The sequence below is a fragment of the Sporosarcina highlanderae genome (assembly GCF_030433715.1).
Lineage (GTDB): Bacteria > Bacillota > Bacilli > Bacillales_A > Planococcaceae > Sporosarcina > Sporosarcina highlanderae.
Window position 1 is genome coordinate 59,777 of the sequence record NZ_JAROCC010000001.1, and the last position, 17,435, is coordinate 77,211.

Genomic DNA, 17,435 nt, shown 5'->3' on the forward strand with positions numbered 1-17,435 from the left:
TTGTTCTGTAAATTTTCAAAAAAGGGGAATAATTAGGATTTGAGGGGTTTTTGGGGGATAAATATTTATATAGTCAGATTCAAAATTGACGACAACCTCAATAGACATGCGGTTTATTGAATTTAATGAGGGTTATGCAAAATTTCTATTTTGGGTACAAGATTCTTGTACTATTCCGCATTCAAACTAAACCTAAGCATCAAAAAAAGATTCCATAAGTGGTATTCACCTATGGAATCTTTTTTCATTATCAATATAGTGAAAGATACCAGGTTCTGAAACAATTTTGAATTCAACGAGAACCTGGTTCTTGAAATTTACTTTAGAAACATAAGACAACCATTAGCTTGAATAGAATGATAGGAAAGCGATAGCACCCACAATTTTGGTCATGAATAAGTATGAACAAATGTATTTACAATAAAACGGTACCAGGTTCTGGAACAATTCCGAATTCAATGAGAACCTGGTACCCGAAAATTACGCCCGAAATTAACACGAACGCTGGCATCCTAAATCATGATCATTAACCAAGATACATGACTTTGTAAACAAAAAATGTTAAAGCTCTCCGCCATTTGAATTGTTATTTCTCATTTTGTCTTGTAATGTATTATAGTTTGCTGTATAAGTAACTCTTGCTTTTCCTTTTTCAATATCTTCCCTGTAAAAAATTTTTATCGTATCTAAATACCAATATAAATAAGTGCTGTCCATACCTTCGTTTGGTTCACTAGGTTTTCCATATTTTTTAAACAAACTTCCTTTTATTCCAATTATATCATCCTCATCCAACCCTTTAAATGTATACAAACTTTCATATAAGATATAATCAATAAACTTTACAGTTTTAGTTTCAGTCATAAACTTCAATGATTCCTCAACTTCATCTTTGTACTTTTCTCTTAGTTCAATAATTCTAGTATTCTTCTCTTCATCACTTAAATTAGAATTAATAATATCTTCTTGTCCTTGAGTAAGTTTTTTAGGTATTAGGTTTTGCAAATGAATTACTTCAGATCCACTAACCTCATTAGCGAAGGAATATTCCAAGGTAGCTTTATAACCGTTTACAATTACATCCTCATATTCAATAATATCTGTATTCGAAAGCTCAAAAATGTCATAATAACTATTGCCTGCTTTTTCCTCAATAGAGATAACCTCATCCATTGTCATTCCCCATTTTATATTGCGAAAACTTTCATTCGAACTTGTATTTCCACATGCAGATAATATCAAAACTAATGAAATGGAATACAAGAAACATCTAATCATGGTTTTCATTAAACAAACCCCTTTCCTTACTGAAAATTTATTCATAACCATCGTACCATAATTCAAAAAAGAAATTGGTAATATGACAGGTACCGGAATCTAAAGCAATTCCGAATTCAATGAGAAGGACAACTGCTACAGCACCAGACTCCAAAGTTTTACTCAGTAATTCCTGTTTCACGTTAACCATCTCTTATCTTAGTACATCTAAAATCTTCTTTTGGAAGTTTTCAATTCGCTTCAATCTGGTAATCCCTCAATATCTCCTTTGCAGTAATGACCATTGCTCCAACATTCAAGTCGATTTCAAAAGACTCTTGCATTAATTTTTTCCAATAAACCCGCTATGACCGAGTAGTCCTACACCATTGGCAACATTGGATTCTGTACCTTCTTGCTTTTTATTGAACCGAGGAACATATCTCGAGTGGCCTTCTGCTGCTACTAATACAACCATTGTTTCTCCAATCGTCACAAGTTCAGGAAACATGACGAATGACCTCCAATTCAACCCGTTTTCAATTAAAAACATCCCACTACGAATAAATATAAGGTCAGCTATCAAATACGCCGACCTTACAAAAAATTTATAAAAACAGTACCAAGTTCTGAAACAATTCCGAATTCAATGAGAACCTGGTACCAGAAATCTATTGAAACTGAGATGTCTGATAGAAGTTGTATACAATTTCCACGCCTGAAATTTTCCAATGATAAAACTGGTATAATGCTAAATTTGAACGAATACTAACAGGTATAACTTCACCAGTTAACGTAGGATGGTTTAGCCTTTACAATATCCCTGTAAACTGGTAAATGCGTGCTAAATTGCGTGTCTTATTGACAGACTACAATAATCACATTACGGGTTCCGGAACAATTCCGAATTCAGTGAGAACCTGGTACTCGAAATAATTCCGAATTCAATGAGAACCTGGTACCCGAAATCATTTATGGTGCCAGCGTTCTGGAACATTTCTAAATTCATTGAGAACCTGGCTCCCCAAGCAACTTCCCGCCAGCACCCCGCAAACGTTGCATAACATCCTTTATCCCATCAACTTCTGGAACCCAATTCCAAATGGATAGCAACAAAAACAGATGAATTTGCCTGAGCCCTCCACTAATCCTACATACTCTGCAAACTCATATTCAAATTTAATTTACACTCGGTCCGCGTGGACCGATCCAGTTCTTTTCGAATCTCTATTTTCTTATGACCATTAACAGTCATACGTATGGAGAAAATAAATTCACACCTTCACTTTTTTGAGCAAATAATAGAAGATTACCATTGGTACGTGAATATAGCCACTGAATTGTCCCACCTTTGCCATGTTTCTGGCCCACCAATGACAAGATTTTGTTCCACCTCTGCCATGCACAGGACCACCCTCCTTTATACTTGAGATGCACCTAATGGTGCAAATCAAATATAAAGGAGGGTTTTTTGTGATTAAATATCGGGAAATCTTGAGGCTCCATGCCCAGGGGATTAGTCAAAGGGGCATTGCCTCAAGTACTTCAAACTCTAGGACAACGATACGGGAGGTGGTGAAAAGGGCCGAAGAACGCAACATTAGCTGGCCATTGGAGGAAGAATTAACGGATCATGACTTACAAGAGATGTTGTTTCCAGAGAAACATGCCTCTAATGATTTTAGACGAAAACCGGACTGTGACTACATTCATAAAGAACTGGCAAAGCCGGGCGTTAATTTGACTCTCTTATGGGAGGAATATTCTCTTAGCTGTAGGTCAAATGAAGAAATCCCATATAGCTATCGTCAGTTCTGCAGGATCTATCATGACTATGCCCGCAAAACGAAAGCTACCATGCGTATTAAGCGTAAACCAGGAGAGCTTTTGGAAGTTGATTGGGCGGGGCAAACAATGTCAATAAGAGATCATCTAACCGGCGAAGATATCCCAGTACACATTTTTGTTTCTGCCCTTCCGTGCAGCCAATACGCTTATGTAGAAGGTTTTCTTTCGATGAATGCAGAGTCATGGATCACGGCTCATATTCATGCATTCAAGTTTTATGGAGGGGTTCCAAGAATCATTGTTCCTGATAATCTGAAGACAGGTGTAGTAAAGGCTTCAAAGTATGAACCAATCATCCACGCGGGATATCAGGAGATGGCTGAGCATTATCACACGACGATTGTGCCTGCGCGCGTTCGTCACCCAAAAGATAAGGCAAGCGCTGAAAGTACAGTAGGTCATATTTCAACATGGATTATCGCTTCACTTCGAAACCAAGAGTTTTTCAGTTTAGGAGAGTTAAATGACGCGGTTCATGAGAAGCTAGAGGAATTTAACCACAAACCTTTTCAAAAGAAGCAAGGAAGCAGACACACGGCATTTAAAGAAGAAGAACACTTCGCATTAACACCGTTGCCTGCTTCAACATACGAAATCGCAACTTGGCGAATTGCGACCGTACAATATGATTATCACATAGTGGTGGATAAAATGTCTTACTCTGTTCCATATGATTATGTAAAGTACGAGGTTGATATTCGAGTCACAAGAACCATTGTGGAAGTATTTTATAAAGGCTTGCGAATCGCTTCGCACAAAAAACTGAAAGGAAAACCAGGACAATCCAATACCTTGTCTGATCACATGCCTAAGAAACATAAGCAATACATTGATTTTGACGCTTCATATGTACGCCAATGGGGAAAGACTGCTGGTCCTAATATCTTGATCACCATTAATAGTATTTTAGCTTCTTATCGTGTTGAAAAACAAGCACTGAAGTCCTGTTTGGGACTAATTAAGTTGTCAGACACTTACTCAGTAGAACGGTTAGAAAAAGCATGTGAGCGTGCACTGAGATATACAAGTAGACCTACACTTAAAAGCATTCAGACAATGCTTAAAAACGGACAGGATAAACTCCCTGTCATAATTGAAGAAGAAAGTGATCGAAAAGAAGTTAAATCCAACCCTTACGGTTTTACACGAGGGGCAGACTATTATGGGGGTAAGAACCAATGACAACTGAAAACACTTTATCCAAACTAAATGATATGAGAATGGCAGCGATGGCTGAGGGATATATGGATCAATTGAAAAACCCTGAATATCAGGACCTATCGTTTGAGGATCGTTTCGCAATGCTTGTTGATATTGTGGGGACGCAGAAAGAATGCCAAGCTCGATCGCCTTATCAAAGGTGCAGAGTTCCGGGATAGCCAGGCATGCATAGAAGATATAGAATATCACGCTGACCGAAAGCTCGATAAAACTCAAATTCTAAGATTAGCAACTGGAAGGTATATTCAAGAGAAACATAATATCATCGTTAAAGGTGCATCAGGAAACGGAAAAACTTACCTAGCATGTGCTTTTGGTGTCGCTGCTTGTCGTCAGTTTTATAAAGTGCGATATATACGCCTTCCGGATTTATTGGATGAACTCGCAGTAGCCAGGGGTGAAGGCATTTACCGCAAGGTAATTAAAAAATACACGAAGGTAGATTTACTGATCCTTGATGAATGGCTTTTAACGCCCCTAAAAGAAACCGAATCCAGAGATCTTTTAGAAATCGTTGAATCAAGATATCAAGTTGCCTCCACAATATTCTGTTCCCAGTTTGACCCACGTGGCTGGCATGAAAAGATTGGCGAAGGTACGTTGGCTGATGCCATTCTTGATCGAATTGTACACGGCTCCTATCATATGATGCTTGATGGTGATGTTTCAATGCGTGAACGTCATGGATTGGAGGGTTCTTTATGATTCCTGAAGAAGTGGAGAATCGTATTGCGAAGTATTTTTTCATAATTATCTACCAGATGAAATCATGTATGAACTTGTAGACCTGCTTATCCCGCAGTGTTTGAATGTAGAGGATGAAAATGACTTAGACCAAGATGGACTAGTCACTGAAGCAGTGTTAATTCTTCGGGATCGATTGGATGGAAAAAATATGAAATAACTAAATGCAGCCATCGAAAACTTGGTTCGATGGCTGTTTTAAGAATAATTTGTGTGGATTCCCCTATGGCAAGGGTGGAACAATTCAATGTCAGAAGTGGGCCAAAAACATGGCAAGAGTGGAACAATCGCATGGCTGTAGTCAGTACGAGGGCGCAAATCACCCAAAATACTTCCCACCACTCAAATATCCCGCACTTATCCCCAAAAACTGATTCCCGCTTGTCCCATTGGTTAACAGAAACTCCCTAAGACGAATCCTAATGACTTCTTGGTCCATGATGTGCCCGAATCCTACTGCAAGTTTTGAGTCGTTCAATATCTTTTTAATGGTTAGTTTTTCGATCAAGTTGAAGACAAGCTCGCTATCTTGTATAGCTTCAAGGATTGCGTCAACTTCCTCGTGGAACTCTCTCACTTGCTTATTGAGTTTCTTGGCTGCTATTTTTTTACGTGGCACCATTAATATTCTTCTATGTACGGGTTCACCAAATATGATTTCTTCACGCGGCTCAGTTGTCAGCCCGGTTGCCGGTGCGGTTACTTCTTGCATGGTGGTGAAGTACTCTATAGGAAATCAACTTCATCGGTACTCTGAAAAAATGTTGCCAGAGATTCCGGAACAATTTCGTATTCAAGAAGAACCTAAATCTCATGTTTGATTCAATCTTCATATAATGAATATCTGTTTTCCAGTAGAAAAGCTTCGTGAAGATTATTTCTCCCCACGAAGCTTTTTCATAGTTGAATATTAGTTGTCTAATCGGTTCTTAACTAAAATTCAAACTTCCAGTGACTATTATGAATCACATTTCTGAAAAACGGTACCAGGTTCTGGAACAATTCCGAATTCAATGAGAACCTGGTACCCGAAATTTTAGTCATACAATGCTTAAAAAACTACCCCAGCCATCGGCTGGGACCATCATATTTCTAAAAAATTCAATCCCTACTAAACAAATCCCTAGTATAAACCTTCTCCGCTACATCCCTAATCTCATCTGCCAACCTATTCGCCACAATAACATCACTTAAACTCTTAAACTCTTCAAAGTCCCTAATAACCTTAAAGCCATCAAATTCCTCAGAGTCAAGCGCCGGCTCATAAACAACCAGCTCTACCCCAGCAACCTGCAACCGCTGCATAACACCCTGTATAGCCGACTGCCTAAAATTATCCGAATCCGTCTTCATCGTCAAACGATAAATCCCAACTACTTTCGGCTTCCGTTCCATAATCATATCGGAGATATGATCCTTCCTCGTATCATTCGATTCTACAATCGCCTTAATAATCGCATTCGGTACGCCTTCAAAGTTGGCCAACAGCTGCTTCGTATCCTTAGGCAGGCAATACCCCCCATAACCAAATGAAGGATTATTATAGTGCCCCCCTATCCGAGGATCTAACCCAATTCCTTCAATAATATGCTGGGCATTCAACCCTTTCACTTCCGCATAGCTATCCAACTCATTAAAGAATGATACCCGCATTGCCAAATATGTATTAGCAAACAGCTTAATCGCTTCCGCCTCTGTAGAATTCGTAAACAACACAGGTACATCCTCTTTAATAGCCCCTTGCACCAACAAATCTGCAAATTTCCGGGCACGTTCAGACTGCTCCCCTACAACCACTCTTGACGGGTATAGATTGTCATAGAGAGCTCGTCCCTCCCGAAGAAACTCCGGAGAGAACAGGATATTATCCGTATTAAAACGCTGACGTAACGATTCCGTGTAGCCAACTGGGATAGTCGACTTGATCACCATGACAGCATCAGGGTTAATCGATTGTACTGTCTCTATAACCGCTTCCACCGAGCTCGTATCAAAGTAATTCTGCTCCGGATCATAGTTCGTCGGAGTGGAAATTATAACAAACTCCGCATCCTTAAATGCCTCTTGAGCATCCGTAGTAGCAGACAAGTTCAATTCCTTTGTATCAAGATAAGATTCAATCTCCTTATCCTGAATAGGCGATAACCCGCGATTAATCAAATCTACTTTTTCTTGTACAATATCATAAGCAATGACTTCATTATGTTGAGCTAACAGTACTGCATTGGAAAGACCTACATAGCCCGTACCTGCAATGGTAATTTTCATCTCTTCCACTTCCTTCTTTCTCACTTAACGTTGTAATAATCCACATACCAATCCGCAAACTTTTGTAACCCTTCTGCAATTGGCGTTTCCGGTTTAAAACCAATTGCCTGTTGCAATAAATCAGTGGAAGCATAAGTTGCAGGAACATCTCCTGGCTTAATCGGTTCAAATTCCTTCTTGAAGACAACTTCCCTACCAGTTGCATTGCTCAGACATTGTTCCAATGTTTCAATAAACGTCATCAACTTCTCAGGATTGTTATTACCGATGTTATAAACCTTGTGAGGCACCGCTTCAGTAGGAGGATGACCAATCAATCCTTCAATACCAGCAACAATATCATCGATATAAGTGAAGTCACGGTATAAATCATTCTCAAAATCACCGTTATTAAAAATCTTAATTGATTCTCCAGCAAAGTACTTGTCTGCAAATCCGAAGTACGCCATATCTGGTCGACCCATTGGTCCGTATACCGTAAAGAAACGTAGTCCTGTGGCAGGTATTTTATACAAATGGCTATATGTATGGGCCATTAACTCATTGGATTTCTTCGTGGCAGCATAAAGTGACACTGGGCTGTCTACAAAGTCTGTCTCTTCAAATGGAACCTTTTTATTGGCACCATATACAGAACTGGAAGAAGCATAAATCAGATGGTCCACTGGATATTCTCTACTTGCTTCAAGGGTATTATAGAAACCAATGATATTGCTTTGAATGTAAACATCCGGATTCTCTATTGAATACCGAACACCAGCCTGTGCAGCCAAGTTCACCACAATACCGGGCTTGTACTTTTCAAATGTCTTCATCAGCAAGTTCTTATCAGAAATGTCTCCTTCAACGAAGGTAAACCTCTCAAATGGTTGAAGTTGACGCAAGCGGGTATGTTTTAAATTAACGTCATAATAGTCATTAATGTTATCTACGCCTATTACACGGAACCCTTCTTCAAGTAACCTTCGAGATAGATAAAAGCCGATAAATCCTGCTGCTCCAGTGATAAGAAATGTTTTATCAACATCTTTTGCGTGGGGCATATGTTTCAACTCCTTGGCAGTATATTTTATGTTGCCTATATAATCGTGGCAATGCATGTGCAAGCTGTATATATGATAATTCAAGCTTAGGTACCCAATATAATTTTCACGAAAGTAGGTTCCTGAACAATTCCGAATTCAATGAGAACCTGGTACCCAGTAGCCTTGCACGACTTCAATATTAATCCATAAATGATATTTTGTGGGTGCTAATTGGTACAAAAAGAGAACCTTGTCTTACGACAATTATGTTACTCTCATTTCTAAAACCTTTTACAAGAAATGTTTTCTTGAAATTGGATCCACTATCGCGAAGTCCTCACCGAATTTCGGCTTTTTCTTCGGGCTGTCACGGGGTTTCTGTCTTCCTTTGCTAGGTCTTTTCTCCCGATGAAGTTCCTCCAAAATTGCTGCCCATGAATCCAAAAAATAGAGCTTAATTAGGCTGAGGAACTCCCATGCAGTCAGTGTTAATTGCTTCTTCTGGACTCGCATGATTTCGCTCAGTCCAACTGTAATTAGGGAGATTAGGAGTTGATTCCAGACTCCCTATGGCGAGTGACTAAACATATGATTTAACTTTACATGTTGTTTAAGCCACTTAAAAAAAGTTCGATGAACCAACGACTCTTATACATCATCAGTATCTCTTTCTCAATCTAATCCAAACGATTCGTTAGGAGGATAAAGTCTGTGCCTTCACGATCTGTAAACCTTATTAGCCGAAGAATTTCCGGACGGGTTTGTATAGATACCAAATCAAACTGAGTAACATTTTCTTCAGTTGGAGTTCCTGATTTCACGAGTTCATATTTAAAATTCTTCCTAACCCTAACCAGAAATTTAATATCTATTTCTAACCATCCACCCATTTTTGTCTTATATCCATACCCTCTATCCATGATATAGGTGGCATCTTCGACATCCATGAGGTAATTAGCCACATCAATGTCTGCGACATTGGGAGTTGAGGGAATCATCCGCTCAGGAAAATCCTCGTCCGCAGAAGCCACTGCCAACTTCAAATGGAGTTTCACTCCACTCGAATCCTTATTTACCGCTGCCCATTCACATGCATTTTGCGGTAGCATACTATGCGACGAATCAATCAATTTAAGGATTCCAATCTTACGGCTAAAACCGGAGGTTACTCAACGTATAAGCCAATACTTTTTTTGCGAAAGCCGCAAGTAGATCTGCTAGTGCAAAGGTATCAAAGCCGGCAAGTCGTCGACTTAGGTGTGATCCACTAATAGACGCTACTTCCAATTCCCTTTTATAGTAAGCCTTCAATCTAATCCCTTTTTCGAATGTCTCCCAACTTCTCCACTGCATAATATCGGCCAGAATCAAGGCTTTGACTAAGGAATACTCGGTTAATTTCTCATAGGCATAATTAACTAAAGGACATTCCAATCGACTTGGTGGAAGATTGGAAAAATATTGACGAGCGACGATGTTTTGGTCTACACTTTTCATAGAAGTACTCCTTTATTCGTAGTGTAGGGAACTGATTTGATTGTCAGTATCTATTCTACAGAAGGAGTATTTTTTGTATAATCATTGAAGATGTTTTTCCATAAAAAGGGTTAATAGTATATTACATACTGTCATGCAAGGCTACTGGGTACCCGACAATCATTTAATATCCATATAGAAAATTTATCGGAAAGAAAGTTTCTTCTTCACTGCATTTATTATTGGGTCTATATCTTCAATTCTCATGAGGTATATGGTAACTCCGTATATTATAGCCCCAGCAAATATGGAAATTAGTAATGGTACATTAGCTCCTCCAAAATAAATAAATGTTAACTTATAAGTGATTTTTGCGGCTCCCCCCATAATTAGGGATGCAAGGGTAATCTTTATTAAAGGTTCAAATTTCTTTTTCATCCCTAAAGGGCCTATTTTCCGTTTCAGACTAAAATAGAGCAAAATAGTACATATAATACTTGAAAGACTTGTAGCTAAAGCAAGACCACCAATACCTAGGTATTTTGAAAGAATTATATTTAAAACTATATTTAGTAATACAGTTACTGTAGCATTGATCATAGGAGTCTTTGTATCCTGTAGAGAATAAAATACCCTAAATAAAAGTTCCCGATACCCTATACCAACCATCCCTATAGAATAAAAAAAGAGGGCAATCGCCGTCATCGATACAGCTTTGTTGTCAAAATCTCCTCTCCCATATAAAAAACTTACTATTTGTTCCGAAAATATTATTACTCCAATGGTAGCAGGTAGCACTAATACACTGATTCCAATAATTGCGTTTGAGACTGATGTTTTTAATCCATCAATATTATTTCCCGCAACCATTTTGGAGATAAGAGGAAATAGAACAGTTACAATTGATAAAACAAATATGCCATAGACAAAATCATTTACCCTCTCAGCATAGGTTAAGGCAGCAATACCACCTTCTGTTATATATGAAGCTATAGTCCTATCAACTATAGTATTTAATTGATTTACTGATGCTCCAATCATTACTGGAAAGGCGATAATTCCCATCCTTTTTATATATTTATCCTTAAAATTAATTTTTAGTTTTTGGCGATAACCAGTTTTGTATACATAAGGAATTATGAGTACTATTTGGAAGGCTGTTGCCAAAACTGTCCCTATAGCTAGAACTAAAATATTAGTATTAGTACTCAGATATATTGAGATGATTATTAGAATGTTCATAGGAAATCCTATTAATGCAGGGATTAGGTAATTACCTTTTATTTGTAATAATCCATTGAAAACGGCTAAAAAACCTGTGAAATACATACCTAAGATACTAATCCTTGTAAATTCAACCGCTAAACGTAAGGTCTCACCATTAAATCCAACCGCTACAATTTTAATTATTTGTTCAGTATATGCTAATCCAATAGTAACCATTATAGTTATTATAACTATAAGGACATTTAATAGGTTATTAGTAAACTTATTGGCTTCTTTTGTCCCATTTTCACTTTCTATTTTGGAATACATAGGAATATATGCTGTAGAAATACCTGCTGCCATAAGTCCAAATAAAACTATCGGTACAGTTTTAGAAATGAGATAAGCGTCAGCTATATTAGATACACCATAAAAGTTGGCTAATGTAATATCCCTAGCAAAACCAAATACCTTTGATAATATTGTTATCATCATTAACATGAGGGCCGTTTTCTTCATTAAATTCCTTCTTTTTGATAGCACTGTATCCGTGCATAATAATATTACAATACAAGATAATAATTAATACAGAGCTTTTTAAACAAAAATATTACTATCTTGTAGTGTTTCAATTTAAAAAACCTATCTGCTGTTATATTAGTTTCAGTATATCTTCAGTATAAGTACCAAATAATGCACCGTTGTTAAACTGGTGAAAATTTATTTCTTGATTGTTTAGATTTAACTCAATTAATATTGGACTACCATCTTTCCCAAGTGCAATATCCCATGATACTAGATTGAAATACTTTAACTGACCATGAAGATTAGTTACAACATCTAGTAAGGACTTAAAATCGTGAATCTTCCCCTTGCTAAACTGGAAATTCGTATACGGATGCTCAAAGTATTTCTTTCCGAATTTATCTATAGCATATTCATTAAAATCACCTTTTTCATTAACTCCACAGGACAATCCTCCAGCAGCTTGATTGTCAACGTTACCCCCATTATTACCAAATCGGACAACTGTTGATAATAAGTGGATTTTATTATTTTGTCTTAAAGATATTACTCTAATAGTATTTAATGATGATGGATAGATATCATTTAGAGAATCATGTTGTTCCAAACATTCTTGAATAATAAAATTGCTCCCGCCATATTCCCTCTCAATATTCATAAGTGTTATTTTCTCAGCACCCCTATAAAGAATCCCATTATGGCAATTAAGTATCTGAACATTCTTTCCACCGCCACTATCAATACTAGGCTTGACGACAACTTTCTTCGGGAAGTTTTTAAGTTTGCATTCAGCTTCTTCAAAGGATAGGTTTTCAAAGTCATTGCTATAATAATTAGAATTAATATTTCTTAAGATAATAATAGGTTCCTTTACATTCTTAAAAAAAGTCGTATAAAAATTTTTATCTGAATATGCCTCTTGAAACGGCATAAAATTAAGTTTTGGTTCAATTAAACTATAAAATATATCTTCTGGTATATACTTTTCATCGTATACGCCATTTACAACACTATATGCTTGATGCCAGTTTTTTTTTATCTTTATACCATTTTTTCTATGCCAATAATTATTTATTTTTTCTTCGTAATCTTTTTTGAGAGGAGTATTTAGTCCCGTATTAGCCTTTTGAATTCTACGTATTTTACTTCTATTTCCTGAAATTACCCGAAATTTATTTACCATGTTAAAGCCTTGAATTGTTGCCTCTTTAAGTTTATTTCTAATAGCTTTCATTAACTTTCCCCCACATTAAAATTAGGATAACAACTTTCTTATTATTGATAGTTGCGAAATTTATTTAAAAGGCTTACGATGGGCCAATCAAATAAAGTTGCTTTTCTAAAAGTCTTTATTTTCATAGGTATCTTTTATATTAATCATATTCCCTAATAAAATATCATCATCACTATTTGCAAATCGTACAAATCCAGAACCATCATAAAAAGTTATTTCTCCAAAATACAGTTGGTTGTTAACAAAATACCAATCAATTCTTGCATGAATTAAATTCTTTGCCAACTTTTCAGATAAGGTAATCATTTCTTCGAGAAAACCTGGCTTTTCTAAAGGATTATCAGTGAGCTTGACACCTTGTTCAATATTCAAGTGGTTCCATTCTAGATCATAGAAATCCTGCGTGTAATTTTTGGACCCCCGATTACAGTGAACTTGAATTAACCTTGCCTTTCCATTAAAACATAAAACCTTATAATCATTTAAAGTCCGGCTATTTCGATCTTCAAGATATTCTTCGGCTATAATAAGTGGTTGAACATTTTTATAAAACCACTCTCTACCATACCAATATGCATTACTTTTTAAATGCTTATTTAATTTTTTAATTATTTTTTGTTTATCAAGTTTATTTTTGTCCTTGCAAATTATTACACTTTTAGAATCATGATTACATTTAAGAACAAACTGTTCAGGCATCTTAGTAAAATCTATTTCATAAGCATTTTTCCAAACCCCGATTAATGGGACCAAATACTTTTCACCAATTTTTTCCTTTATATACTTCCTAACTTCATATTTATCTACCAGTTTTGTATAATCTGGATTGCGGTCATTAATTTTTAACCACTGTAATTTTTCATTAAAAGTCTCTGGGTTTTTAAGATCCAAGACTTGTCTTATATTTTTATAAAATATAACCTTCAAATATAATGAATCGGGAATAACTCGACATAATCTAATTAATAAAGCTCTCATACTAGTTTCTTCTCCTTTTTTCACTAGAAATCCTTACAGGTTCTTAAGCATTTAGAATATAAAAAACTTTAAGCTTGTCAGATTTCCACGGGCACACGCTATAAAAAGAATTATACAAGAGAGAATAAAAACAAACTGTCTTAAATTTATTTTTGCAATTCTTTTATATCGGCTTGACTTTAGTACATATATTAGTAAGGGAATCGCAATAACAGATAGAAAAATCACAAGCCTATGAAAGGTGTTATATTCAATTGAGGAAACAAATAAAATTACAGCAATATATTTGCAAAAAATTAACAATTTCCGCACATTATCTGTATCACCTTCCATTTTAATAGATCTAGACACCAAAGATATTAAATAAATAATAAATAATAAACTTATTCCACCAATTATATACTCCCAAATGTATGAAAATGTCCCATAAAGTATATAATTCTCTGCCTTTTCTATACTCGCTAGAACATACTCCCTACCAAAAGTATAAATAATTGCCACTGCAAATATTGCGAATAAGACTTTTAAAAACCTCTGATATTGGTTTTTACTCTTTTCAAAAAAAAGATAGCTTAATCTAATAAGTGTCAACATCAGCACTGCAGGATGTAATAATGAGGCCAATACATACCATATAACATTCTTGAATATAGACTTTCCTTCCAACATTTCCTTATAAACACAAACCGCAATAATTGAAAAACCTAACATTGTCCTTATTCCAGAAATAACCTCAATCATTACTCCTAGAGACATGAAAAAAAACAGCACAAGCGCTGCATCAGATGAAGGCAACTTATATCTAATCACACTTCTTTTTAAAATATAAAAAACATTATTATAAAATATAAGGGCTGTAATGGCAGGCAGTAAACCATCTATTTTGGTCTTACCAATTAGGTGCATATACAACAAATTAATTGGAGTCGTAGAGTTCAACATCTCTTTAAATAGCTCACTGAAACTTAAACTGCCCCAAATATGCATTATAGGTATTAATCTATATAAATCTGCTCCCGGAGCAGGAACAAAAAAGAAAGACATTGTAGATAATATTATAGTATATATAAATAATATTTTACCTATATATCTGTTTCCAAGCTTATATATTAAAAAACATATCAGCCAAAGTACTATCACATAGGTAAAAAGAGCAATAAGCCTTTCGGTTAGGTACAATTAAATTCTCCCCATTTATTGTTTCTATTTATAAATGTTCTGCATAGCAAAGTAACTCGTATTAGCCTAGATAACGATGACTAATAATTAGTACTAATCAGGATTACAATATATTATCATAGTTATTATAAATTCCCATCTACTTCCTCTTAGGTGTACTTAATGTAATTATTAATTATTGATTGATTAATTCACTATATAAATAATTACTTTTTTGGGCTAAAGCATCCCAATCGTAATTTCGTGATAACCTTTTTGCGTTATTTCCTTTTTCCTCTAAATTAGTTTTTTCACGGATGAGTCTATTTATAGCTATGACTATACTTTCTATTTCAGCCTCAGCAGTCCAACCTGCATTTCCTTTTTCAATTTCCTCTGCCATATTTGTACCTGTGGTAACAAGACATGGTAATCCATATGATAATGCCTCGATTAACCCCATTGGGTGTCCTTCAAATCTCGATGTTAAAACAAAAAAATCACTTTCCAAAAGTAAAGCTTCTTTTTCGTTATCGAAAATGGCATCCTTTACTTTAATAATTTTTTCTAAACCATGTTTGTCAATTAAGTCGGTTACCTCACGTTTCGAACCGTCTTGATCCTCTCCATAAATTTCAATTTGAAAAACCCCATCAATCTCATTCTTTAGTTTTGCACAAGCCTCTATAAGTAAATCTATTCCTTTATGATAAACATGTAATCTTCCCACAAAAACTCCTTTTAAGGGAGAACGTTCCTTAATAGTTTTCTGTATTGCTTTGAAATGAGTACCATTAGGAACTATTAAATAATTTTGATTCCACCGATCACCAGAGTCCTGATACTCAGATAGATTTAAATACTGAATGGCAAGTGCATTCTTCGTAAATTTATTAAAAATCAATTTATTCGAAATTATCTTTTTAATAGATTTAATGTTTTGAGCACCTCTTGTTAATGAGCCTCTCGGAATTATAATGTATGGAATTTTATGTTTAACGAGCTCTTTTGAAATTAAATAGTAATCTAAAAAGTAAATCCCTTGGAATATAACTAAATCCGGATTGTTAAAAGGTTCTGGAAGTTCGGATACTTTTTTTGAAGGAAAATCATTAATATTACAATAATTTATGTTTTTAGTTTGATTTGATTTATATATCGAGTTCAAATTATACCAAAATACATTATCAATTCCGCTCTGACTTTCTATTTGGGCAGGCACACTGTACGTTAGACCTGCTGCCTTATTTCCAGAAAGACAGGTAATGTATACAATATTCAACTTATACTCTCTCCCAATAAATTGCTTATTTTCCTATATGTTTTTCCCCTATTAAACAGGTCTTCTGCTAGTTCACGATTATTTCTACCCATATCTTCTCTCAGATTTTTATCATTAATCAAATCAAGAAGTTTTTCATATAAATCTAATGAACAGCCATTTTTACAATTAAACCCTACTCTGTAATATTCCACAAGTTCTTTATATTCATTAGATTCCTGAGTATTCAAAACCGGTAGCCCTGCAGCAGCATAGTCACCCACTTTATTTATTATACTTCCAGCAGATCCTGCTTTAATCGGATTTACTGCAATATCACACGATTTTAAAATTCCAATCATTTTATTGTACTCTAATCTTCCAGTAAATTCCGTATATATTCCTTTTTCATTTGCGTGATTTTCGAATTTAGATCTAAGCGGCCCATCTCCCATAACAATAAATTTAACATTGCTAATCCCATTATCTTTTAGAATCGCCAAAGCATCTATTACACTATAAAGATCATAGCTATGACCTAACGTACCTATATAAGCAACCCATATCTCATCTTTGGGCTTATTTAACAAGATATTTTCTTTAACTAGTTTGTCAAAATAAGCTAATTCAGTTCCTAAATATACACTATGAGCCTCTTTGCACTTATTATTAACACTTAAGGCCCTATCAGCATAAGTTTGCGAAACAGCTATAATTTCATCTGCATTAGAATAGATATAATTTGCTTGCTTTTTCATTGGGTAAAATAATATGTCACTTATTAAAGGTATATTAAAGACCATCTTAAAAGCCTCAGGCCACAAATCTTGAATATCAATTATAAAACGGACTCCTTGCTTTTTCGCATAATTTGCGGCAATTCTTGCTACATCAAGTGAAGGTACGGAGCAATAAATGACGTCCGGTTTTTTTCTTTTTTCAAAATAACGTTTTAAACTTTTCCCCATTATATAATGACTGTAAAAACGCTTTATTGATACATTCTTCTTATAACCAGGTTCCTGTAAAATGGTTAGTTTATAACTAATACTATTTAATTGCTCGTTTGTTATTATTCTTCGACTCTTGGTTCTATGCGAAAAACTAGTTGTCACAACCTCGACGCTTGATTTTTCTTTATCAATATTTTCAGCTATATAATGGAACCTACCATTTCCTATTTCGCCTGGCACTTGTGTAAAGTGCGCAATAATTAGTATATCTTGCATAACAC

Annotated in this window: 15 protein-coding genes and 1 pseudogene; 2 read left to right on the forward strand and 14 right to left on the reverse strand. The window is 35.4% G+C overall.

The features are described 5' to 3' along the window. Positions 1-561: 561 nt before the first annotated feature. The 3 genes from P5G49_RS00285 to P5G49_RS00295 form a co-directional block, all read right to left on the reverse strand. A complete protein-coding gene (locus P5G49_RS00285) occupies positions 562-1,287 on the reverse strand; it encodes a hypothetical protein (RefSeq protein ID WP_301241411.1) in 726 nt (241 codons plus the stop codon). A gap of 28 nt (positions 1,288-1,315) precedes the next feature. Further along, positions 1,316-1,459, reverse strand: a complete 144-nt coding sequence (locus P5G49_RS00290) for a hypothetical protein (protein WP_301241413.1) — start codon at positions 1,457-1,459, stop codon at positions 1,316-1,318. A 141-nt stretch (positions 1,460-1,600) separates the two neighbouring features. Continuing rightward, positions 1,601-1,768 (reverse strand): hypothetical protein, encoded by a 168-nt coding sequence (locus P5G49_RS00295; RefSeq protein WP_301241415.1) that lies wholly within the window; start codon positions 1,766-1,768, stop codon positions 1,601-1,603. Positions 1,769-2,730: 962 nt separating this feature from the next. Between P5G49_RS00295 and istA the strand changes: the two genes are divergently transcribed. Further along, positions 2,731-4,287: an IS21 family transposase gene (gene istA / locus P5G49_RS00300; RefSeq protein ID WP_301241416.1), complete on the forward strand. Its 1,557-nt coding sequence runs from the start codon at positions 2,731-2,733 to the stop codon at positions 4,285-4,287. Then, a pseudogene (gene istB, locus P5G49_RS00305) lies at positions 4,284-5,031 on the forward strand (IS21-like element helper ATPase IstB). Before istA ends, istB begins: the two are co-directional and overlap by 4 nt. Before the next feature lie 358 nt (positions 5,032-5,389). On the opposite strand, the gene P5G49_RS00310 reads toward istB, so the two are convergent. The 11 genes from P5G49_RS00310 to P5G49_RS00360 form a co-directional block, all read right to left on the reverse strand. Further along, complete coding sequence (locus P5G49_RS00310; RefSeq protein WP_301241418.1) at positions 5,390-5,782, reverse strand: hypothetical protein; 393 nt, start codon at positions 5,780-5,782, stop codon at positions 5,390-5,392. A gap of 389 nt (positions 5,783-6,171) precedes the next feature. Beyond that, entirely contained in the window at positions 6,172-7,338 is a 1,167-nt protein-coding gene (locus P5G49_RS00315) for a nucleotide sugar dehydrogenase (protein ID WP_301241419.1), read from the reverse strand. Between the two features lie 20 nt (positions 7,339-7,358). Continuing rightward, complete coding sequence (locus P5G49_RS00320) at positions 7,359-8,381, reverse strand: GDP-mannose 4,6-dehydratase (RefSeq protein WP_301241421.1); 1,023 nt, start codon at positions 8,379-8,381, stop codon at positions 7,359-7,361. A gap of 659 nt (positions 8,382-9,040) precedes the next feature. After that, positions 9,041-9,493 carry a transposase gene (locus tag P5G49_RS00325; RefSeq protein WP_301241422.1) on the reverse strand — a complete coding sequence of 151 codons (453 nt, stop codon included), beginning with the start codon at positions 9,491-9,493 and terminating at the stop codon, positions 9,041-9,043. 22 nt (positions 9,494-9,515) lie between these two features. Further along, entirely contained in the window at positions 9,516-9,860 is a 345-nt protein-coding gene (locus P5G49_RS00330; protein ID WP_301241423.1) for a hypothetical protein, read from the reverse strand. Between the two features lie 183 nt (positions 9,861-10,043). Then, positions 10,044-11,564 carry a murein biosynthesis integral membrane protein MurJ gene (murJ, locus tag P5G49_RS00335; RefSeq protein WP_301241429.1) on the reverse strand — a complete coding sequence of 507 codons (1,521 nt, stop codon included), beginning with the start codon at positions 11,562-11,564 and terminating at the stop codon, positions 10,044-10,046. 133 nt (positions 11,565-11,697) lie between these two features. Continuing rightward, positions 11,698-12,804, reverse strand: coding sequence for a sugar-transfer associated ATP-grasp domain-containing protein (locus tag P5G49_RS00340; RefSeq protein WP_301241433.1), 1,107 nt, complete (start codon positions 12,802-12,804; stop codon positions 11,698-11,700). A 105-nt stretch (positions 12,805-12,909) separates the two neighbouring features. Next, positions 12,910-13,806 (reverse strand): ATP-grasp fold amidoligase family protein, encoded by an 897-nt coding sequence (locus tag P5G49_RS00345; RefSeq protein WP_301241435.1) that lies wholly within the window; start codon positions 13,804-13,806, stop codon positions 12,910-12,912. Between the two features lie 27 nt (positions 13,807-13,833). After that, positions 13,834-14,961: an EpsG family protein gene (locus tag P5G49_RS00350; protein ID WP_301241437.1), complete on the reverse strand. Its 1,128-nt coding sequence runs from the start codon at positions 14,959-14,961 to the stop codon at positions 13,834-13,836. Positions 14,962-15,136: 175 nt separating this feature from the next. Further along, the gene (locus tag P5G49_RS00355) at positions 15,137-16,222 is read right to left on the reverse strand and encodes a glycosyltransferase (protein WP_301241438.1); all 1,086 of its coding nucleotides are present in this window, start codon (positions 16,220-16,222) and stop codon (positions 15,137-15,139) included. Then, a complete protein-coding gene (locus P5G49_RS00360) occupies positions 16,219-17,430 on the reverse strand; it encodes a glycosyltransferase family 4 protein (RefSeq protein ID WP_301241440.1) in 1,212 nt (403 codons plus the stop codon). The genes P5G49_RS00355 and P5G49_RS00360 overlap by 4 nt, the downstream gene beginning before the upstream one ends. Positions 17,431-17,435: the final 5 nt, after the last annotated feature.